Below are 20,499 nucleotides of genomic sequence, written 5' to 3' on the forward strand. Positions count from 1 at the left end.
TTGCTATAGCGATTCTTTTTTATACGGGTACTTTATCGGGGGATTACCATCATTTGCGAAATTTTAGACCCTATAGAGAAAGGAAAAGCTCGGCGATTGAGAATGAAAAATATGGGATTGTCTGATGCTAGGAATATAAATATAGAAATAATTGATAATGAAGAAGTTTTTTTCTTTGTTGAAGATGATTTCTTTCCTTATGCGAAACTATTGCCTACACAACATGTAGATATTTCATATCGGAACGATTCTTATAAAGAGCAATATAATGTACGGTTTACATGGAGTGATGATTTTTGCGAAGAGAATTCATCTGTTCAAGTTATAGTTTTCCCATAAGTACATATTTGAAAGTAGTAATGTAAGAGATATAAGGTATGGAAGAAAAAGACAAAATAATAACTTTGCTCCGGCAACAACTTCGAAAAGTACTACAGGAAAATAGTGCTCAAAAACAAGAAATAGCACTCTTGAATTATGAGTTAGAAAAGGCTAAAATAAAGCCCTCGAAATAGCGTTCTTTGAACTATCTTTGAAATGGTTAGCTCACATCATTGTAATTAATTGATTTGTAGCTGAATATCCATCTTAAACAAACTGCTTTGGGAGCAGGGAGGCGTGGGTTCGAATCCCGCTACCCCGACGAAAAAGGAGTTACATTAAGTAGCTCCTTTTTTATTTGTGCAAAAATATTATTTCAAATGCAAATAGTATTCACGGGTCAATGCTTTATACTCTTCACTATATTGATGACGGGCTACTTCAGTCAACAGTTCCTCAACAGTACATCCTCCATTATCAAAAGAAAAAGTAATTAAGGTCCGTTTTGGAGTTCCTCCCGGCTTGGTTATTACATTTAGCTGGCGAGTTGCATATAAATAATATTCGGAAGCTGCAGTCTTCACCCTGTCAGCCACGTCTGTCGGTATTACGATTGTAAAAGTACCTTCTTTCTTCAATAAATCAGCCACACCCTTCAGCAACTTTTCATAAGTCAGAGAATCGTTATGTCGCGCCATGCTTCTCTGTTGGTCCGGACAACTAAGTGAATCCACAAAGTAAGGAGGATTGGAAACGATCACATCAAATTTATCCGGAGACTGATAGGACAAGAAATCTTGCTTCACCACTTCTATCCTATCCTTCCAGGGAGAACGGGCTACATTTTCCTTAGCCTGCCCGGCAGCGGCTTCGTCTATTTCCAGTGCCACAATATTTGCATCCGGCAGACTACGTTGAGCCAGCATCAAAGCAACCAACCCCGTCCCGGTTCCAATATCTAAAATTCGATGAGCCCCTTGAACAGAAGCCCACGCCCCTAAAAGTACCCCATCCGTACCTACCTTCATGGCACATTTGTCATGCCATACTGTAAACTGCTTAAACTGAAAGAAAGGATTCGCCATCTTATTAGCCATCTAAACCTGTTTTTTACTGATCTTTGCCGAAAACCGTCAAAAATAAATAATTATTATGGAATAAATCCATTAACGCCCGATATTTTGGCATTGTTTTTGTGTTTTTATTCCACACTGTGCTTTATTATTAAAGAGAATCAATTAACTTTGCAAACGATTTATGCATATTATGTATGACATAAACTAAATTAAAACGAAAAGATGAAAGAAAGATACTTATTGGAAGAAGAAGTTGGTGAGAACGGCTTCTCACTGATTACCGACTATGATGGCAATGACGAACATGTGTTTGATGTGAATATAAAATCCGGTGATATTCTTCCGGTTCTCCCCCTTCGTAATATGGTGTTGTTTCCCGGAGTATTTTTACCTATTACAGTAGGCAGAAAGGCTTCATTAAAGCTGGTTCGCGAAGCTGAAAAGAAACACAAAGATATTGCAGTGATTTGCCAGAGATCGGCACACACGGAAGACCCCAAACTGGAAGATTTGCACAATGTCGGCACTGTCGGACGAATTGTACGGGTACTGGAAATGCCTGACCAGACAACAACAGTCATCCTTCAGGGAATGAAACGTCTGCGTCTGAAAGATATTGTAGATACACACCCTTATCTGAAGGGCGAGGTCGAACTTTTGGAAGAAGATGTCCCAAACAAAGACGATAAAGAGTTTCAAGCCCTGGTTGAAACATGCAAGGACTTGACGATGCGTTATATCAAATCATCAGAAATGCATCAGGACTCGTCATTTGCTATAAAAAACATCAGTAATCCGATGTTCCTCATTAATTTCATTTGTGCCAACCTGCCATTCAAGAAAGATGAGAAGATGGATTTATTAAGTATCAACTCATTAAGAGAGCGTACTTATCATCTATTGGAAATCTTGAATCGCGAAGTACAGCTGGCAGAAATCAAGGCATCCATCCAAATGCGTGCCCGTGAGGATATCGATCAGCAACAGCGTGAATACTTCCTCCAACAACAGATCAAAACGATCCAGGATGAACTGGGTGGCAGCGGTCAGGAGCAGGAAATTGAAGAAATGCGCCTGAAAGCAGTTAAAATGCACTGGAATGCAGAAGTAAGAGATACTTTCCTGAAGGAACTGGCGAAACTGGAACGTACACATCCGCAATCACCGGACTTCAGCGTACAACTCAACTATCTGCAAACAATGCTCAACCTGCCTTGGGGTGTTTATACAACAGACAATCTGAATTTGAAAAATGCAGAAAAGACGTTGAATAAAGACCACTACGGACTGGAAAAAGTAAAAGAACGTATTCTGGAACACCTTGCCGTATTAAAACTGAAAGGCGATATGAAATCACCTATTATCTGTTTGTACGGCCCTCCGGGAGTTGGTAAAACATCCCTCGGAAAATCCATCGCATCGGCACTGAAACGAAAATATGTCCGTATGTCTTTGGGTGGTGTGCACGATGAAGCAGAAATTCGCGGTCACCGCAAAACTTATATTGGCGCTATGCCCGGACGAATCATCAAGAGTCTGATTAAGGCAGGAGCCTCTAATCCTGTATTTATACTGGATGAGATCGACAAAGTCAGTGCCGACCGTCAAGGCGATCCGTCATCAGCTTTGCTGGAAGTACTTGATCCGGAACAGAATACCTCTTTCCATGATAACTTCCTGGATGTAGATTATGACCTTTCCAAAGTACTGTTCATTGCAACCGCCAATAATCTGAATACGATCCCCGGCCCGTTGCTCGACCGTATGGAGCTGATTGAAGTCAGCGGATACATCACGGAAGAAAAAGTTGAAATTGCCCGTAAGCACCTGTTGCCGAAAGAACTGGAAGCAAACGGACTTAAAAAGACGGATATCAAGATTCCGAAAGATACTTTGGAAGCGATTATCGAATCATATACCCGTGAAAGCGGCGTCCGTGAACTGGAAAAGAAAATCGGCAAGATTCTCCGCAAATCTGCCCGTCAATATGCAACAGACGGTTATTTCGCCAAATCAGAAATTAAACCGACTGATTTGTATGAATACCTGGGAGCACCGGAGTATACTCGTGACAAATATCAGGGAAATGACTATGCAGGCGTAGTCACCGGACTGGCATGGACTGCCGTCGGCGGTGAAATACTCTTTGTAGAAACGAGTCTGAGCCGTGGTAAAGGTGCGCGTCTTACACTAACAGGTAATTTGGGAGATGTAATGAAAGAATCAGCTATGCTGGCACTCGAATACATCAAAGCACATGCTTCCATCCTCGATCTGAATGAAGACATCTTTGACAACTGGAATATACATATCCATGTCCCCGAAGGTGCTATTCCGAAAGATGGACCGTCGGCAGGTATTACTATGGCTACTTCTTTAGCTTCTGCTCTCACCCAAAGAAAGGTAAAAGCAAACCTTGCCATGACGGGAGAAATCACTCTCCGTGGCAAAGTGCTTCCTGTCGGTGGTATCAAAGAGAAGATTCTTGCCGCCAAACGTGCCGGAATCAAAGAAATCATCATGAGTGCCGAAAATAAAAAGAACATAGATGAAATTCAGGACATATATTTAAAAGGACTGCAATTCCACTATGTAAACGACATAAAAGAAGTATTCGCAATTGCGCTGACAGACGAAAAAGTTGCGGATGCCATTGATTTATCTGTAAAGAAACCCAGCCAGGAATGACATTTGAGTTACAATATACAGACACTAAAAGTAATGCCCGTGCAGGTCTGATAACAACAGACCACGGGCAGATACAAACACCTATCTTCATGCCTGTGGGAACACTGGGCACTGTTAAAGGAGTACATGTAACAGAACTGAAAGAAGATATCCAGGCACAGATTATTCTGGGCAACACCTATCATTTATACTTGCGTCCGGGACTAGACGTAATTGAAAAGGCAGGCGGACTACATCGCTTCAATGGTTTTGATCGCCCTATGCTGACCGATAGCGGTGGTTTTCAGGTATTCTCATTAGCAGGAATACGAAAACTTCGGGAAGAAGGAGCCGAATTCCGCTCGCACATTGATGGCAGCAAACATATCTTTACCCCGGAAAAGGTGATGGATATAGAACGTACCATTGGCGCTGATATCATGATGGCTTTTGACGAATGTCCTCCGGGAGATTCAGATTATGCATATGCCAAAAAGTCATTAGGGCTGACACACAGATGGCTTGATCGTTGTATTCAGCGTTTTAACGAAACTGAACCGAAATACGGCTACAACCAGTCTCTCTTCCCCATCGTGCAAGGATGTGTTTATCAGGATTTGCGTAAGCAATCCGCTGAATTCGTCGCCTCCAAAGGAGCGGATGGAAATGCAATCGGCGGTTTGGCCGTAGGCGAACCGGTAGATAAGATGTACGAGATGATAGAGGTTGTCAACGAGATTCTTCCCAAAGACAAGCCCCGCTATCTGATGGGAGTCGGCACCCCCGTAAATATCCTTGAAGGTATTGAACGCGGAGTCGATATGTTCGACTGTGTTATGCCTACCCGAAACGGACGAAATGGCATGCTGTTTACCAAAGACGGTATCATCAATATGCGAAACAAGAAATGGGAAACAGACTTCTCTCCCATCGAGGCAGACGGTGCTTCTGCTGTAGACACGCTATACAGCAAAGCGTACTTGCGTCACCTTTTCCACGCACAAGAACTACTGGCAATGCAAATTGCTTCTATACACAATCTGGCATTTTACCTGTGGCTGGTAGGTGAAGCCCGGAAACATATCATTGCCGGAGATTTCTCTACCTGGAAGCCGATGATGGTAAAAAGAGTGTCAACAAGATTATAAAGAATGAAAAGCAATCGATTAATAAAACGGCTGGATTGGTATATCATCAAGAAATTCTTGGGGACATACGTATTTGCCATTGCATTGATTATCTCAATTGCGGTGGTATTCGACTTCAACGAGAAGATGGACAAGCTGATGGAGCATGAAGCCCCTTGGGACAAGATCATCTTTGAATACTACATGAACTTCATCCCCTACTTCTCCAATCTGTTCAGTCCGCTGTTCGTATTCATCGCCGTTATCTTCTTTACCTCCAAACTGGCGGAGAACTCTGAGATCATTGCCATGTTCTCCACCGGTATGAGTTTCAAAAGAATGATGCGCCCCTATATGATCTCTGCCGCCATCATTGCTGCGGCAACATTCATGATGAGTTCGTTCATCATTCCCAAAGGTAGTGTTACCCGTCTGAACTTTGAAGATAAATACATCAAACCCAAGAAAGTCAACTCGGTCCGAAACGTGCAGTTGGAAGTGGACAGTGGTGTCATAGCCTATATCGATAATTACAATGACGGAATGAAAACCGGCAACCGCTTTTCATTGGATAAGTTTGTCGACAAGAAACTTGTCTCCCACTTAACGGCACGCCGTATCACTTACGATACAACAACGGTCAATAAATGGACCATTCACGACTATATGGTACGTGAACTGGACGGACTAAAAGAAAAGATCACCAAAGGAGACCGGATCGACTCTATTATAAATATGGACCCATCGGACTTCCTGATCATGAAGAATCAACAGGAGATGCTGACCAGTCCGGAACTGAGCGAATATATCGAAAAGCAGAAACGACGGGGATTTGCCAATATCAAAGAGTTTGAAATTGAGTACCACAAACGAATTGCAATGTCATTTGCTTCGTTTATTCTGACAATCATCGGGGTTTCTCTTTCATCACGAAAAACGAAGGGTGGTATGGGACTTCATCTGGGTATTGGATTAGGGCTTAGCTTCTCTTATATCCTGTTCCAGACAATCACTTCTACCTTTGCCATAAACGGTAACGTGCCTCCTGCGATTGCAGTCTGGATTCCCAATATCCTCTATGCAGGCATCGCATTCTATCTGTATCAGAAAGCACCTAAATAAGGAAACATAAAACTTAGATCAAGGAGATCTAAAATAGAAGTTCCGCCTATTCTTGCCGAAAGCAAGTACAGGCGGAACTTTTTTGTTGTATCCATTTCCTCTTTTGTCTATTCTCCATTTTAATCACCAAATGGGTGATTCGGAAAATCCCTCTTTCTCCTTACTCTTTTCGAGATTGTCAACCAACCTCACTTACATAAGCAGAAAGATCTGCAGCAGAGATGTTTTTGGCTATAATCACACCATTTCCATCCAATAAATAGTTTGTGAACCCCCGATTCAAACGGTACTTTTTAAATAATCCGGAGTCCTCGCCTTCTGTTTCCACGAAACAAGTGGGCGTAACTATTTGGTCCTTACGAACGGTTTCCTTAAAAATTGACTGGTATTCGTCAAACGAAACAGAAACCATTTCCACATTACGGGAAGAACGAAGCACATTGCTCAAACTTACGTTTTGCATCCGGGATTGCGCGTCATAACTTGCCCAAAAACTAAGCAACACATATTTACCTTTCAAATTACCCAACTTAAAAGCCGGTTGCCCATTCGACGCAGATTCGATTTTAAAATCAGGGGCTACGTCACCCTCACTCAAACCTCCGGTAGGTTTGTCTTTCTCAACGAAAGCGGTCAAGGAACAAATCAGTAATACAACAAAAATCCATTTTACATAAGAATTCATGTAATGCGGTTTTAGTTAATACTATCCGGGGACTGTCCTTAAACAGTGGTTTCTTCCCGAAACGTTGTCTTTTCAGGCATCAGGCGAAGAGGAATCCGCTGATTATCAGTGCCTTTAATTTTGAAACCGGATGCAAAGGTAAGTAATTATTAAATTAACTTCCAAAAAAACAAGCCATTTTCTTACTTTTGGGGTATAACTTTTTATGTTATTTAGCATAAAAACGAACTTTTTTCCCTACTTTTGCAGCGTTAAAGTCTATTTTCTTATGCAACCATCAAATACTGAATTGATTCTGATTCGAGTTACCGGCGAAGATCGTCCGGGACTTACCGCTTCCGTAACTGAAATACTTGCCAAGTATGACGCTACTATCCTTGATATCGGACAGGCGGACATCCATAATACTTTGTCGTTAGGCATCCTTTTCAGAAGCGAAGAAAGGCATTCCGGATTCATTATGAAGGAGCTGCTGTTTAAGGCATCTTCATTGGGAGTAACCATTCGTTTCGAACCGATAGGAACTGACCAGTATGAGAACTGGGTAGGTATGCAGGGGAAAAACCGCTATATACTGACGGTATTGGGCCGCAAACTGTCCGCCCGCCAGATCTCTGCCGCTACCCGCGTACTAGCAGAACAAGACTTAAACATTGATGCCATCAAACGTCTGACGGGGCGTATCCCTTTGGATGAGGACAAAACGGATACCCGTACCCGTGCCTGTATCGAGTTCTCCGTACGCGGTACCCCGAAAGACCGTATCGCCATGCAGGAGCGACTGATGCAGCTGGCTAGCGAACAGGAGATGGACTTTTCTTTCCAGCAAGATAATATGTACCGCCGTATGCGTCGTCTGATCTGTTTCGATATGGATTCTACCTTGATCGAAACTGAGGTAATCGACGAGCTGGCTATCCGTGCAGGTGTAGGCGATGAAGTAAAGGCCATTACAGAAAGCGCCATGCGTGGAGAAATAGACTTTACAGAAAGCTTCACACGTCGTGTAGCCTTGTTAAAAGGACTGGATGAATCAGTCATGCAGGAAATAGCAGAAAGCCTTCCTATTACGGAAGGAGTAGACCGCCTGATGTATGTACTGAAAAAATATGGATACAAAATTGCTATTCTTTCCGGAGGATTCACCTATTTCGGTCAGTATCTGCAAAAGAAATACGGCATAGATTACGTATATGCGAACGAATTGGAAATTGTAGACGGCAAATTAACCGGACGCTATCTGGGAGACGTAGTAGACGGCAAACGAAAAGCCGAACTCCTCCGTCTGATCGCTCAGGTAGAGAAGGTTGATATTGCTCAGACGATAGCCGTTGGAGACGGTGCCAACGACCTTCCTATGCTGGGAATCGCCGGACTGGGAATCGCCTTCCACGCAAAGCCCAAAGTAGTGGCAAATGCCAAACAATCCATCAATACCATCGGGCTTGACGGAGTGCTCTATTTCCTGGGATTCAAAGATTCTTATTTGAATATGTAATTGAGACCAAAAATTATTTTATCTTTGTCGGCAAATAAAAAGAAGTAATGAAGTTTTCCGAACTAAAACTAAATGCAAATGTGCTTGATGCGCTTGACGCCATGCGATTTGACGAGTGCACGCCTATACAGGAACAAGCAATTCCAATCATACTAGAAGGTAAAGATTTGATAGCAGTTGCACAAACGGGCACTGGTAAAACAGCAGCATTCCTGCTGCCTATCCTGAATAAGTTATCCGAAGGAGGACATCCCGAAGATGCCATTAACTGTGTCATTATGTCCCCTACCCGGGAATTGGCGCAGCAAATCGACCAGCAAATGGAAGGCTTCTCCTATTTTATGCCCGCATCGAGTGTTGCCGTATACGGTGGAAATGACGGAATCCTTTTCGAACAACAGAAGAAGGGACTTACGTTAGGTGCAGATGTAGTAATAGCTACTCCCGGACGGCTGATAGCCCATTTAAGCCTTGGATACGTAGATCTTTCCAAGGTTTCTTATTTTATACTGGACGAAGCAGACCGTATGCTTGATATGGGATTCTACGAAGATATCATGCAAATCGTGAAATATTTGCCGAAAGAACGACAGACAATCATGTTCTCGGCAACTATGCCTGCCAAAATACAGCAACTGGCAAAAACAATTCTGAATAATCCGGCGGAAATCAAACTTGCCGTTTCAAGACCGGCAGATAAAATCATTCAGGCAGCTTATGTATGTTACGAGAATCAGAAGCTAGGTATCATACGCAGCCTTTTTACTGACGAAGTACCCGAACGTGTGATTATTTTCGCTTCCTCCAAAATCAAGGTTAAAGAAGTAACAAAGGCTCTGAAAATGATGAAACTGAATGTAGGAGAAATGCATTCGGATCTTGAACAGGCACAACGTGAAGTGGTCATGCACGAATTTAAAGCCGGAAGAATCAATATTCTGGTTGCTACGGATATCGTTGCCCGTGGTATCGATATTGACGACATCCGATTGGTTATCAACTTTGATGTCCCCCATGACAGCGAGGATTATGTGCACCGTATCGGACGTACAGCACGTGCCAACAATGACGGAGTAGCACTCACCTTTATCAGCGAGAAAGAACAGAGCAACTTCAAATCCATCGAGAACTTTCTTGAAAAAGAAATATATAAAATTCCCGTTCCCGCCGAATTAGGAGAAGCACCGGAATACAAGCCCCGCTCTTACAACAATAAGAGAGGTGACAGTTCTAAAAGAAGAAGCTTCGGAGGAAAAAGGAATAACAACAATGGAAAAAAAGGCAATAACCGCCCCTCTTCTCCTGCAAGAAACTAAAAAACATTTGGCTATTTCGTCGGAGTAATAGTCAACTTGCCGCTAAAACTGACAGTCAAATTTGCTATACTGTAAATAGAACTTTCCGGAATGGATAAAACAGCCTGATAATGGAAACCATTCCGGTCTACCTTTACAAATTTAGTATCAGATAAAATTGCCTGCACCAGGAAATCCGCAGGAACCACACTTTCAAACATCTGCTTGGTAATATCACTGGCAAACAGGCTCTTCTTGCCTTCATACACACAAATGTGCATCACATTATCGTAGTACACATTATCCATACTAATACCGTCTTCAGTATATATCGTCTTGATCACCCTCATTTTGGATGGATTGATATACACATAAGCACGATAGCGGCTACCATTATAGTTCACAATACTATCGCGCTTCGTTACTTCCGTATAGGTGGGAATAATCATTTCCTGACCGACAAAAGATAACGAATCATTAGGATCTTCAGATTTATGCAATCTGATCATATTATCTGCAATCGAATGAAACCAGAAAATATGCTCCCCCTGCTTATCTATCTTATAATAGGTAGTATCATTGCCATAAGTATAAAGAGTATCCCGTATGATTTTGAATGTAATAGGAGCGCTCTGCGAATCTGCATAATAGATGGTATCCCCTTCTATACGCATCAACGGGCTCTCAGTCTCATCATCCAGCCAGATTCCTTGCAGCAGTTCTTTCGCACTCAAATCCTCCTCTTGTCCGGAGGAAGAGTGCGGATTCTTACTGCTGTTACATGCTGCGAGCAAGATCGCTACTAACGATATCGCTACATATTTCGTCATTTGTCTAAATTTTGTGTATAAAGATACTCTAATTATCTTATTTACCAATGCATGAATAAATAAATCCGAGCTCTTCCATTTCTTTTTTATCATAGATATTGCGTCCATCCAACACAATTTGCTGATTCATAGTCTTTTTGATGACAGCCCATGAAGGCAGACGGAATTCTTTCCATTCGGTAATTAACATCAGGACATCAGCATCAAGTACCGCATCATACATATCGCGGGCGTAATAAATAACATCACCGATACGACGTTTACACTCATTCATTGCAGCCGGATCGTATGCGCGTATCTGACAACCTGCTTTCAGAAGTTTATCGATCAATACCAATCCCGGAGCCTCACGCATATCATCCGTTTCCGGTTTAAAAGCCAATCCCCACAAGGCGATGGTCTTACCTCTCAAATCACCATTAAACTGCTTCATCAGTTTTTCAAACAAGACTCCTTTCTGCGCCTCATTCACATCTTCCACCGCACGAAGTACACGCATAGTATACCCGTTTTGCTCGGCAGTCTTGATCAATGCTTTCACATCTTTAGGAAAACAGGAGCCACCATATCCGATACCTGGGTATAGGAACTTGCGTCCGATACGAGTATCAGAACCGATACCGCTACGTACCATATTTACGTCGGCACCTACCAGTTCACACAAGTTCGCGATGTCATTCATAAAGCTGATACGGGTTGCCAACATAGAGTTAGCCGCATATTTCGTCATTTCAGCCGATGGGATATCCATGAAAATAACACGGAAGTTATTCAATAAAAACGGCTTATAGAGTTTCGACATCAGTTTCTCCGCACGAACAGACTCCACTCCTACCACTACACGGTCCGGACTCATAAAGTCGCTGATAGCATTGCCCTCTTTCAGAAATTCCGGATTGGAAGCCACATCAAACTCAATGTTCACTCCTCTTTTATCCAGTTCTTCCTGTATAGCGGCACGAACTCTGCGCGCAGTACCTACAGGAACCGTGCTCTTCGTCACTACCAATTTATATTGATTCATATTACGACCGATGGTGCGGGCAACTTCCAGCACATAACTCAAATCAGCACTGCCATCTTCGTCCGGAGGCGTACCGACTGCACTAAATATAACCTCAACATCGTCCAGGCAACTCTCAAGCGAAGTCGTGAATTTCAGTCTTTTTGCCTTGACATTGCGAAGTACCATTTCTTCCAATCCATTCTCATAGATCGGAATCACTCCTTTCTGCAAAGATTCTATTTTCTCGCTATTCGTATCTACACAAGTTACATTTACGCCAATTTCAGCAAAACATGTTCCAGTTACCAAACCAACATAACCGGTTCCGACAATCGCTATTTTCATATCTATCGTTTGTTAGAGTTTATTCAAAATATACAGCATCTCTGAAAGCCATGCCCTCTTTATCCTTGGGCGACAAAAGCATCTGCGACTCCCCAAGCATCCAGTCGATGCCTAACGTTTCATCATTATATACTATAGACGCTTCCGCTTGCGGAGCATATTTATTGTCTACCTTATACATGAACACAGCTTCTTCGCTCAACACCACAAAGCCATGAGCAAAACCACGGGGAATAAAAAACTGCCTTTTATTTTCTTCACTGAGCAATGCGCTGACATGTTTTCCAAAAGTCGGTGACGACCGGCGCAAATCGACAGCAACATCCAGCACCTTTCCTTTCAGAACGCGAACTAACTTTGCCTGGCTGTATTCACCCTTCTGATAGTGCAGTCCCCGCAATACGCCAAAGGACGATTTCGATTCATTATCCTGCACAAAGTCTACCGGACCGATCTTCGCTTCAAACTCCTCTTTCTTAAAGGCTTCCATAAAGTAGCCCCGTTCATCAGAATAAACATTGGGTTCTATCAGCCACACCCCATCTATTTCTGTCTGTATATAGTTCATCGTTAGTAGTAATAAGTAAAACGATGCAAAAGTAGTGATTTTTTCGAAGTTTTCTGGGATATATTCAATTAATCTCTTAATTTTGCACTATGATTGAATTAGCACAACACATAGAGGCTCTGTTGTTAGAGAACGATTGCGTAATCGTTCCTAATTTTGGCGGATTCGTAGCACACTACGCTCCCGCAACCTATGTAAAAGAAGAAAATCTTTTTTTACCTCCTACCCGTATCATCGGTTTCAATTCTCAGCTTAAACTGAATGACGGCGTGTTGGTACAGTCCTATATGTCTGCGCATGACACCAGTTTTGCCGATGCTACCCGTATGGTGGAGAAAGAGGTGAACGCATTCGTCGAGATTCTTCATGAAGAAGGTAAAGCCGATCTGGAAAACGTAGGTGAAATCCGTTATAACATTTACGGAAACTACGAATTCACTCCTTATGATCATAAGATAACGACTCCTTCATTATATGGACTGGATTCTTTTGAGATGCGTGAGCTCTCTGCGTTGCAGCGAAAAGAAAGAATACTGGTACCTGCCAGTCTGACGAAAGAAAAGAAAACGTATGAAATCAGCATCAGCCGTACCCTTCTTCGTAATGCTGCGGCAATGATTGCCGTTATCGTTATGTTCTTCGCATTCTCTACTCCTGTAGAAAATACGTATGTCGAGAAGAACAATTATGCCCAGCTGCTGCCTGCCGAGCTTTTTGAGCAAATAGAAAAACAATCAGTTGCAGTCACTCCTGTTTCTGTAGAGACAAAGCATAATCAAAAGAATGCGACTGGTCAGACGAAGAAAGTTACCGCAGATAAAGCCAGAACTTCAAGACCTATCGCTGTCAAAGAAGTCAAGGTTGCCAAGCAGGAAACAACACCGGCCGCACCGACAGCAACAATACCGACTACGACCGCAGTGACAACTCCGGTTGCACCCGCAGTTCAGCCACAGGCCAATCATCCCTTTCACATTATCGTAGCAGGAGGAATCGGTCTGAAAGATGCTGAAGCAATGGCAGAACAATTAAAGGCAAAAGGATTTGCCGAAGCGAAAGCCTTGAACAGCGATGGCAAAGTACGTGTCAGCATCCGTTCATTCGGAAATCGCGAAGAAGCTACCAAACAACTACTGGAGCTTAGAAAAAACGAAACTTATAAGAATGCCTGGTTACTGGCAAAATAAATCCCCTTTTGAAACATGAAACGAGTTCTTTGTCCTAAATGTGAGAATTACCTTTTTTTTGATGAAACCAAATACAGCGAAGGTCAATCGCTTGTATTCGAATGCGAACATTGTGGCAAACAATTCAGCATCCGTCTCGGAAAAAGCAAAGTAAAAGCCCTTAGAAAGGAAGAGAACCTGGAAGAAGAAGCGGAGGTTCATAAAGAAGAATTCGGTTATATTACGGTTATTGAAAACGTGTTTGGTTTCAAACAAGTACTTCCGTTGCAAGAAGGTGATAATGTGATAGGCCGTCGTTGCGTGGGTACCGTTATCAATACTCCGATCGAAAGCGGTGACATGAGTATGGACAGACGCCACTGCATCATTAATGTGAAGCGTAACAAACAGGGAAAGCTTGTCTACACATTACGGGACGCCCCCAGCCTCACAGGTACCTTTCTCATGAATGAGATTCTGGGAGATAAAGACCGCGTCCGCATGGAAGACGGAGCAATCGTAACTATCGGAGCTACCACATTCATTCTTCATACAGCTGAAGCTGAATAGAAAGAAAACTGTTTTTCTCCTTTCTATCAGAACTATCTTTGATATCATATATACACATAAAAACAGCGTCACCATTCACAACGAACAGTGACGCTGTTTTTATATGATATTACTTACTTAAAGGATACCCTTTACCGTTTCAAGCATACCTTTCTCCTGAATAGAATCCAGATCAGCCTTTACAGCTGCTGCCAGTCCCGGAATCTTATTCAAATCTTCGCCCCAGATAAACTCTGCTGCCAGTACACCTTCGGTAACCTTCTTCGTGCAACCGGTAGCCCAAAGCTCTTTCAGCAAGTTCATGATTTCAGGAGCATCGTTCGGTACAATTTCAGCCCCGTCTGCACGTACACCAGCTTTATAATAAGTGATAATAGCAGCCAATCCGAGTACCAGTCCTTTCGGCAGTTCCCCTTTACGTTCCAGATAAGTCTTCAATCCCGGAAGATCACGAGTTTCATATTTCGGGAATGAGTTAAGCATAATGCTTGTTACCGCATGATCGACGAATGGATTGTTGAAACGTTCCAATACATCCTCTGCAAACTTCTTCAGTTCCTCTTTCGGAAGATTCAATGTCTCCATCAATTCATCAAACATCACTTTATGAATATACTTGCCGATTACCTCATGTTGGCAAGCATCACGCACGATATTCACACCCGACAAGTATGCTACCGGAGAAAGAACCGTGTGAGGACCATTGAGCAAAGTTACTTTGCGTTCGTGATAAGGAGCTTCCGACGGAACAAACAATACATTCAGCCCTGCCTTATCAGCCGGGAATTCTTTTGCCACTTCCTGCGGAGCTTCAATTACCCACAGGTGGAAGATTTCAGCCTGCACAACAAGGTTATCATCGTACTGTATCTTTTCCTTGATAGCAGCAATATCCTTGCGAGGGAATCCCGGAACGATACGGTCTACCAATGTCGCATATACTCCGCAAGCTTCCTCAAACCAAGTCTTGAATTCATTGCCAAGATTCCACAGGTCGATATACTGATAAATCGTTTCTTTCAGCTTGTGGCCATTCAGGAAGATCAGTTCGCAAGGGAAAATGATCAGACCTTTCGTCTTGTCACCGTTGAATGTTTTAAAACGATGATACAGCAATTGAGTCAGCTTGCCCGGATAAGATGAAGCGGGAGCATCTTCCAGTTTGCAAGTCGGATCAAAGGCGATTCCGGCTTCTGTAGTGTTCGAGATAACAAAGCGCATTTCCGGTTGTTCAGCCAGCTTCATAAACTCGTCATTCTGCGTATAAGGATTCAATGCGCGACTGATTACATCAATCATTGTCAAGCTGTTAACCACTTCTCCTTTATCCAATCCTTGAAGGTTAACATGATACAAATCATCTTGTGCATTCAGCATATCGACCATACCTTTATCAATCGGTTGAACCACTACCACACTGCTGTTGAAGTCAGTCTTCTGGTTCATGTTGTAAATAATCCAATCTACAAATGCACGTAAAAAGTTACCTTCGCCAAATTGGATAATGCGCTCCGGACGTTGTACTTTAGGAGCTGTTTCTTTGTTTAATGCTTTCATGTTAGTTGTAATTTATAAAGTTGATATTATACAAATTCGAAATAAAAATCAATATTTTCCTTTATCATAATGTCGATGGGCATGTACTTTACCGGTTCAACGGATTTCTTGAAAACAACGTGGTCGCAAAGAGCTTTTACGCCACAATATCCCTGCAGCCCCGGACGTTGTCCGATCAGATAATGCACATCACCGGATTTCAGCAATTCCACGTTTGCTTTCAGAAGGTCATATCCTATCAGCCCCTTCATGCTACGTCCCGCACTACGGAGATATTCGCCCAGCTGATAAACTCTGGAATTGAATACGACACCCAACGTAGCTTTCGGATGCAGCCGGAAAAATTCATCCAATGTCTTTTGATTATTTTCCTGATTAGACTTGTTCAGTACCACTTCATGAATCACCAACTCTTCATACTCTTCGGTGATAAAGCTCATAAATCCTGCCAAACGCCGTTGCATCTGTATTTCTGCCGGACTGTTCTTATTATTGCTCAAGAACAAAACCAGCTCCTGCCCCTCGCCGGCCTGATAGTTGCGCATTAATATTTTGGCGGCAATGTATCCGCTTTTATAAGAGTCCTGTCCGATATAGGTCAGTGCGTTCGCTTCCTCCATATTGAAGTCAATGAATGCATAAGCTATTTTTTTAGCTTGCAGATAGTCTGTCAAAGCCAATGTCTCATTTCTGAAGTTCGGAGCGATCAGTACAGCGTCGACATTGCTTTCTTCAACTCTGCGACACACTTCCAGATAACTTTCCTTGTTCCCCTGATGATAGCAAAGATAATCCACACTCACATTGAAAGGACGCAATTCCTGACGTGCCCGCTCGATGCCTCCCACTACCGAATGCCAGTAGTCGTGCTCTATATAATAAGGTATCAGACAAACGAAAGAATATTTCTTCTTGGCAGCCAGTCCGATAGCAAATACATTAGGCTGGTAGTGAATTTCATCCAATACCTTTTGTACTTTAGCCTTGCTTTGAGGAGATACGTCGCCGCGATTGTGCAGCACTCTGTCAACCGTTCCGGCGGAAACACCCGCCATACGGGCAATGTCTTTGATGGTATAGTTCTGGTCCTCCATAGTGCTAAAACTTAAATATTATAAATAATCGCTGCAAATATACGAATTATTTTGTTACTCCAAGTAAATTTTCTATTTTTGTGTTCGATAACGGTTAATAAAACTAAAACGAAGATTTACACCTATTAGCTTTAAAATCAATACTATATAGGTATAAATGCAGAAAGTAATAATTTTATATACTAAAAACACAGTAACAATGAAGAACTTCATGGATGAAAACTTCTTGCTGCAGACAGAAACTGCACAAAAGTTGTATCACGAGCATGCGGCTAAAATGCCGATTATTGACTACCACTGTCATCTAATCCCCCAAATGGTAGCTGACGACTACAAGTTTAAATCACTGACTGAAATCTGGTTGGGTGGCGACCATTACAAATGGCGTGCAATGCGTACAAATGGCGTAGACGAACGCTATTGTACAGGAAAAGATACCACAGACTGGGAAAAGTTCGAAAAATGGGCTGAAACCGTTCCTTATACCTTCCGCAATCCGTTGTATCATTGGACACACCTGGAATTGAAGACTGCTTTCGGCATCGACAAGATTTTAAGCCCGAAGACTGCACGCGAGATTTACGACGAGTGTAACGAGAAGCTGGCTCAGCCGGAATACTCAGCTCGCGGAATGATGCGTCGTTACCACGTGGAAGTAGTATGTACTACGGACGATCCGATTGATTCTCTGGAATATCATATCCAGACACGCGAAAGCGGTTTTGAAATCAAAATGTTGCCTACCTGGCGCCCAGACAAGGCAATGGCAGTAGAAGTTCCTGCCGACTTCCGCGCTTATGTAGAAAAACTGTCTGTAGTAAGCGGCGTGACAATCTCCAATTTCGACGATATGATTGCGGCTCTCCGCAAACGTCATGACTTCTTCGCCGAACAGGGTTGCCGCTTGTCCGACCACGGTATCGAAGAGTTCTATGCAGAAGATTACACCGACGCAGAAATCAAAGCTATATTTAATAAGGTATATGGCGGAGCTGAATTGACTAAAGAAGAAATTCTGAAATTCAAGTCTGCTATGTTGGTAATCTTCGGAGAAATGGACTGGGAAAAAGGATGGACCCAGCAGTTCCACTACGGTGCTATCCGTAACAACAATACGAAGATGTTCAAATTGTTAGGACCCGATACAGGCTTCGACTCTATCGGCGAATTTACAACAGCCAAGGCAATGTCTAAATTCCTCGACCGCCTGAACGTTAACGGCAAGTTGACCAAGACAATCCTTTATAACCTGAATCCTTGCGCCAATGAAGTGATTGCCACTATGCTGGGCAACTTCCAGGATGGCTCGATAGCCGGCAAGATTCAGTTCGGTTCCGGATGGTGGTTCCTCGACCAGAAAGATGGTATGGAAAAACAAATGAACGCGTTGTCAGTACTTGGACTTTTGAGCCGTTTCGTAGGTATGCTGACAGACTCCCGTTCATTCCTTTCCTATCCACGCCATGAATACTTCCGCCGTACATTATGTAATTTGGTAGGACGTGATGTGGAGAACGGAGAAATTCCGGTATCTGAAATGGATCGAGTAAATCAGATGATCGAAGACATCAGCTACAACAATGCCAAGAACTTCTTCAAATTCTAAAACAAGAATTACTAAATAGTAATACCGCTGTCGGGGCACGATGCTCCACAGCGGTATTTTTTTAAAATAACGCTCCTCTCCCTGTAGTTTCATATACGATTCTATTGTCACTTGTCACCTTTTATAGTTAAATAGTTAGTAATCAATAAAATAGTGGTGACAATAAGCGGTGATAATAAGGTGATAATAGAATTTATATGAATTCATTTATCACCTTCTATTATCACCCATATCTCCTACTACACTGATTACCAACATTTAAACAGGAACTAACTTCTTTTTCTTTTTATCACAGAGAACTGGATTTTCGACCCGAAAATTGTATTTTACCCCCTTTTTACCTTCTATAATTCCTATTAATCAATTATTTCTCCCCCCAGTCACAACAAAATTTTATTTGCTAAAGCATTAAACGATGCTTCTTTGGCCTCCTAAGACATTTTAGATGGCATGTATAATAGTTAAAGCCAGTATACTTAATACATCAACAAGCCTTGATTAATACATTTTGCAGGATATATGCTCTCGTTTTACGTACGTGAAACATTCAGACTACGCACGTGATCCCATCAGCCCACGTACATGAACCGATGGGATCACGTACCTGAAACTTGTTCTTATTGCTTTCAAAAGACATTAACTTAGCATACAAAAGGGATTAATCAACGAAGCATAGACTATTAAACCAGGCAGGTCTGATTAAATCGGCAAGCATCTTTCGGGCTAAGGAGCAACAAGTCCCGAAGAGTAGGCTCAAATTGAGTTGAAGAGTAGTCCTCACAAGATTTACAACTGATCCCTTACAAGGCAGTTCATATAAACAAAAAAAGAAGTAACTAAGTTACTTCTTCATTCTTTGTACACCCTCAGGGATTCGAACCCTGGACCCACTGATTAAGAGTCAGTTGCTCTACCAACTGAGCTAAGAGTGCAACATTTTTTTATATTGCAACTTTGGATTTGTACACCCTCAGGGATTCGAACCCTGGACCCACTGATTAAGAGTCAGTTGCTCTACCAACTGAGCTAAGAGTGCTTATTTCCTCGTTTGCGGTTGCAAAAGTAGGTCTTTTATTTCATTTGACCAAACAATAATGCAGCTTTTTTACTATCTTTTTTTCGTTATTATTCGAACACATAAAGCTCAGAAGGCGTATTTCGCTTTAAAGCAAGTAGTTGCACATCTTTACCTACAATTACACCTTTGTTCTTTAATTTCCATTCTACCGTTTTATATGCCAGCTCCGGATGATTATTGTCTTTGCTCAGATGACACAACCAGATATAACGCAGGTGCTCGGTGATATTTTCTGCCAGGAATTCAGCAGTAGCAGAATTGCTCATGTGTCCGGTCCTGCTCATGATCCGTTCCTTCAGATATTGGGGATAAGGTCCCATTTTAAGCATTTCTTCGTCATAGTTCGCTTCCAGAATCAGATAGTTTGCCTTGCTGATATAATCTGCCGCCGTCGGAGTGATTTCCCCTAAGTCGGTTAAGAAAGAAAAGACTTTGCCGTCTATTTCTATACAATATCCTACATTATCCGTCCCGTCATGAGGAACTTCAAAAGATTCGATACGGAAATCTTCGAGCATCATAGGCACTTGCTTTTCAAGATAACGAACCGATGTGCTGAGCTTTTCCGTCATACAATAACTACGATTAATCCCCTCATGAATACGAGCCGTGGTGTAAACAGGTATATTCATCTTTTCCCCCAAATGCCCTACAGCCTTGATGTGATCCGCATGATCGTGCGTTACAAATACGGCACGTATACTTTCCATCAGAATATTGAAATCTTTCAGTGTTTTCTTGATGGTACGGATGCCGATACCGGCATCTATCAGTATTCCATAGGTATCAGTACCCAGATAATAGCAGTTCCCACTGCTGCCACTCGCCAGGCTTATAAATCTTACTTTCATGTTTTATCTTTCTTTATTAAAATGCAAAATGCCGTCA

18 protein-coding genes and 2 tRNA genes are annotated in these 20,499 nt (G+C 42.4%); 10 read left to right on the forward strand and 10 right to left on the reverse strand.

Translation table 11 applies throughout. The features are described 5' to 3' along the window. Positions 1-102 precede the first annotated feature (102 nt). A complete protein-coding gene (locus DW640_RS14725) occupies positions 103-339 on the forward strand; it encodes a hypothetical protein (protein ID WP_119200222.1) in 237 nt (78 codons plus the stop codon). 38 nt (positions 340-377) lie between these two features. Continuing rightward, positions 378-515: a hypothetical protein gene (locus DW640_RS23775; RefSeq protein ID WP_165938203.1), complete on the forward strand. Its 138-nt coding sequence runs from the start codon at positions 378-380 to the stop codon at positions 513-515. A 177-nt stretch (positions 516-692) separates the two neighbouring features. On the opposite strand, the gene DW640_RS14730 is transcribed toward DW640_RS23775, so the two are convergent. Then, a complete protein-coding gene (locus DW640_RS14730; RefSeq protein WP_165938205.1) occupies positions 693-1,406 on the reverse strand; it encodes a tRNA1(Val) (adenine(37)-N6)-methyltransferase in 714 nt (237 codons plus the stop codon). Positions 1,407-1,619: 213 nt separating this feature from the next. On the opposite strand from DW640_RS14730, the gene lon reads away from it, so the two are divergent. The 3 genes from lon to DW640_RS14745 are packed head-to-tail and all read left to right on the forward strand — an operon-like array spanning position 1,620 to position 6,313. Then, positions 1,620-4,085 (forward strand): endopeptidase La, encoded by a 2,466-nt coding sequence (gene lon, locus DW640_RS14735; protein WP_117578600.1) that lies wholly within the window; start codon positions 1,620-1,622, stop codon positions 4,083-4,085. Continuing rightward, on the forward strand, positions 4,082-5,212 hold the full coding sequence (gene tgt / locus DW640_RS14740; RefSeq protein ID WP_008761519.1) for a tRNA guanosine(34) transglycosylase Tgt: 1,131 nt from the start codon (positions 4,082-4,084) through the stop codon (positions 5,210-5,212). The genes lon and tgt overlap by 4 nt, the downstream gene beginning before the upstream one ends. A 3-nt stretch (positions 5,213-5,215) precedes the next feature. Then, the gene (locus DW640_RS14745) at positions 5,216-6,313 is read left to right on the forward strand and encodes an LptF/LptG family permease (protein WP_008761518.1); all 1,098 of its coding nucleotides are present in this window, start codon (positions 5,216-5,218) and stop codon (positions 6,311-6,313) included. 178 nt (positions 6,314-6,491) lie between these two features. On the opposite strand, the gene DW640_RS14750 is transcribed toward DW640_RS14745, so the two are convergent. Then, positions 6,492-6,998: a thioredoxin family protein gene (locus DW640_RS14750; protein ID WP_016267542.1), complete on the reverse strand. Its 507-nt coding sequence runs from the start codon at positions 6,996-6,998 to the stop codon at positions 6,492-6,494. Between the two features lie 268 nt (positions 6,999-7,266). On the opposite strand from DW640_RS14750, the gene serB reads away from it, so the two are divergent. Both serB and DW640_RS14765 read left to right on the forward strand, forming a co-directional pair. Continuing rightward, the gene (gene serB / locus DW640_RS14760) at positions 7,267-8,496 is read left to right on the forward strand and encodes a phosphoserine phosphatase SerB (protein WP_008765689.1); all 1,230 of its coding nucleotides are present in this window, start codon (positions 7,267-7,269) and stop codon (positions 8,494-8,496) included. Between the two features lie 47 nt (positions 8,497-8,543). Next, positions 8,544-9,812: a DEAD/DEAH box helicase gene (locus DW640_RS14765; protein ID WP_008765688.1), complete on the forward strand. Its 1,269-nt coding sequence runs from the start codon at positions 8,544-8,546 to the stop codon at positions 9,810-9,812. Between the two features lie 11 nt (positions 9,813-9,823). Here DW640_RS14765 and DW640_RS14770 read toward each other — a convergent pair whose 3' ends face one another. From DW640_RS14770 to rfbC, 3 genes are read right to left on the reverse strand one after another with little or no spacing between them, the layout of a single operon-like run. Further along, a complete protein-coding gene (locus DW640_RS14770; protein WP_011107473.1) occupies positions 9,824-10,621 on the reverse strand; it encodes a DUF4738 domain-containing protein in 798 nt (265 codons plus the stop codon). A 37-nt stretch (positions 10,622-10,658) separates the two neighbouring features. Further along, positions 10,659-11,972, reverse strand: a complete 1,314-nt coding sequence (locus DW640_RS14775) for a UDP-glucose/GDP-mannose dehydrogenase family protein (RefSeq protein ID WP_022472009.1) — start codon at positions 11,970-11,972, stop codon at positions 10,659-10,661. 19 nt (positions 11,973-11,991) lie between these two features. Next, on the reverse strand, positions 11,992-12,540 hold the full coding sequence (rfbC, locus tag DW640_RS14780) for a dTDP-4-dehydrorhamnose 3,5-epimerase (protein WP_008761514.1): 549 nt from the start codon (positions 12,538-12,540) through the stop codon (positions 11,992-11,994). A gap of 89 nt (positions 12,541-12,629) precedes the next feature. Between rfbC and DW640_RS14785 the strand changes: the two genes are divergently transcribed. Continuing rightward, entirely contained in the window at positions 12,630-13,727 is a 1,098-nt protein-coding gene (locus tag DW640_RS14785; protein WP_011107471.1) for an SPOR domain-containing protein, read from the forward strand. A 15-nt stretch (positions 13,728-13,742) separates the two neighbouring features. Beyond that, complete coding sequence (locus DW640_RS14790) at positions 13,743-14,276, forward strand: FHA domain-containing protein (RefSeq protein WP_011107470.1); 534 nt, start codon at positions 13,743-13,745, stop codon at positions 14,274-14,276. Positions 14,277-14,393: 117 nt separating this feature from the next. On the opposite strand, the gene DW640_RS14795 is transcribed toward DW640_RS14790, so the two are convergent. Together DW640_RS14795 and DW640_RS14800 are read right to left on the reverse strand one after the other, a co-directional pair. Then, on the reverse strand, positions 14,394-15,833 hold the full coding sequence (locus tag DW640_RS14795; protein ID WP_016267539.1) for a tagaturonate reductase: 1,440 nt from the start codon (positions 15,831-15,833) through the stop codon (positions 14,394-14,396). Positions 15,834-15,859: 26 nt separating this feature from the next. Beyond that, positions 15,860-16,927, reverse strand: a complete 1,068-nt coding sequence (locus tag DW640_RS14800) for a LacI family DNA-binding transcriptional regulator (RefSeq protein ID WP_008761511.1) — start codon at positions 16,925-16,927, stop codon at positions 15,860-15,862. Between the two features lie 199 nt (positions 16,928-17,126). Between DW640_RS14800 and uxaC the strand changes: the two genes are divergently transcribed. Beyond that, positions 17,127-18,533 (forward strand): glucuronate isomerase, encoded by a 1,407-nt coding sequence (uxaC, locus tag DW640_RS14805; RefSeq protein ID WP_048692146.1) that lies wholly within the window; start codon positions 17,127-17,129, stop codon positions 18,531-18,533. A gap of 859 nt (positions 18,534-19,392) precedes the next feature. Here the strand turns inward: uxaC and DW640_RS14810 are convergent. The 3 genes from DW640_RS14810 to DW640_RS14820 all read right to left on the reverse strand — a co-directional run bounded on the left by DW640_RS14810 (position 19,393) and on the right by DW640_RS14820 (position 20,462). Beyond that, a tRNA-Lys gene (locus DW640_RS14810) sits at positions 19,393-19,465 on the reverse strand. Positions 19,466-19,496: 31 nt separating this feature from the next. Beyond that, positions 19,497-19,569: transfer RNA gene (locus DW640_RS14815), tRNA-Lys, on the reverse strand. An 89-nt stretch (positions 19,570-19,658) separates the two neighbouring features. Then, a complete protein-coding gene (locus tag DW640_RS14820) occupies positions 19,659-20,462 on the reverse strand; it encodes an MBL fold metallo-hydrolase (RefSeq protein ID WP_008761509.1) in 804 nt (267 codons plus the stop codon). Positions 20,463-20,499: the final 37 nt, after the last annotated feature.

The sequence above is a fragment of the Bacteroides sp. AM23-12 genome, from assembly GCF_003434395.1.
In the GTDB taxonomy this organism is placed as follows: Bacteria; Bacteroidota; Bacteroidia; order Bacteroidales; family Bacteroidaceae; genus Bacteroides; species Bacteroides thetaiotaomicron.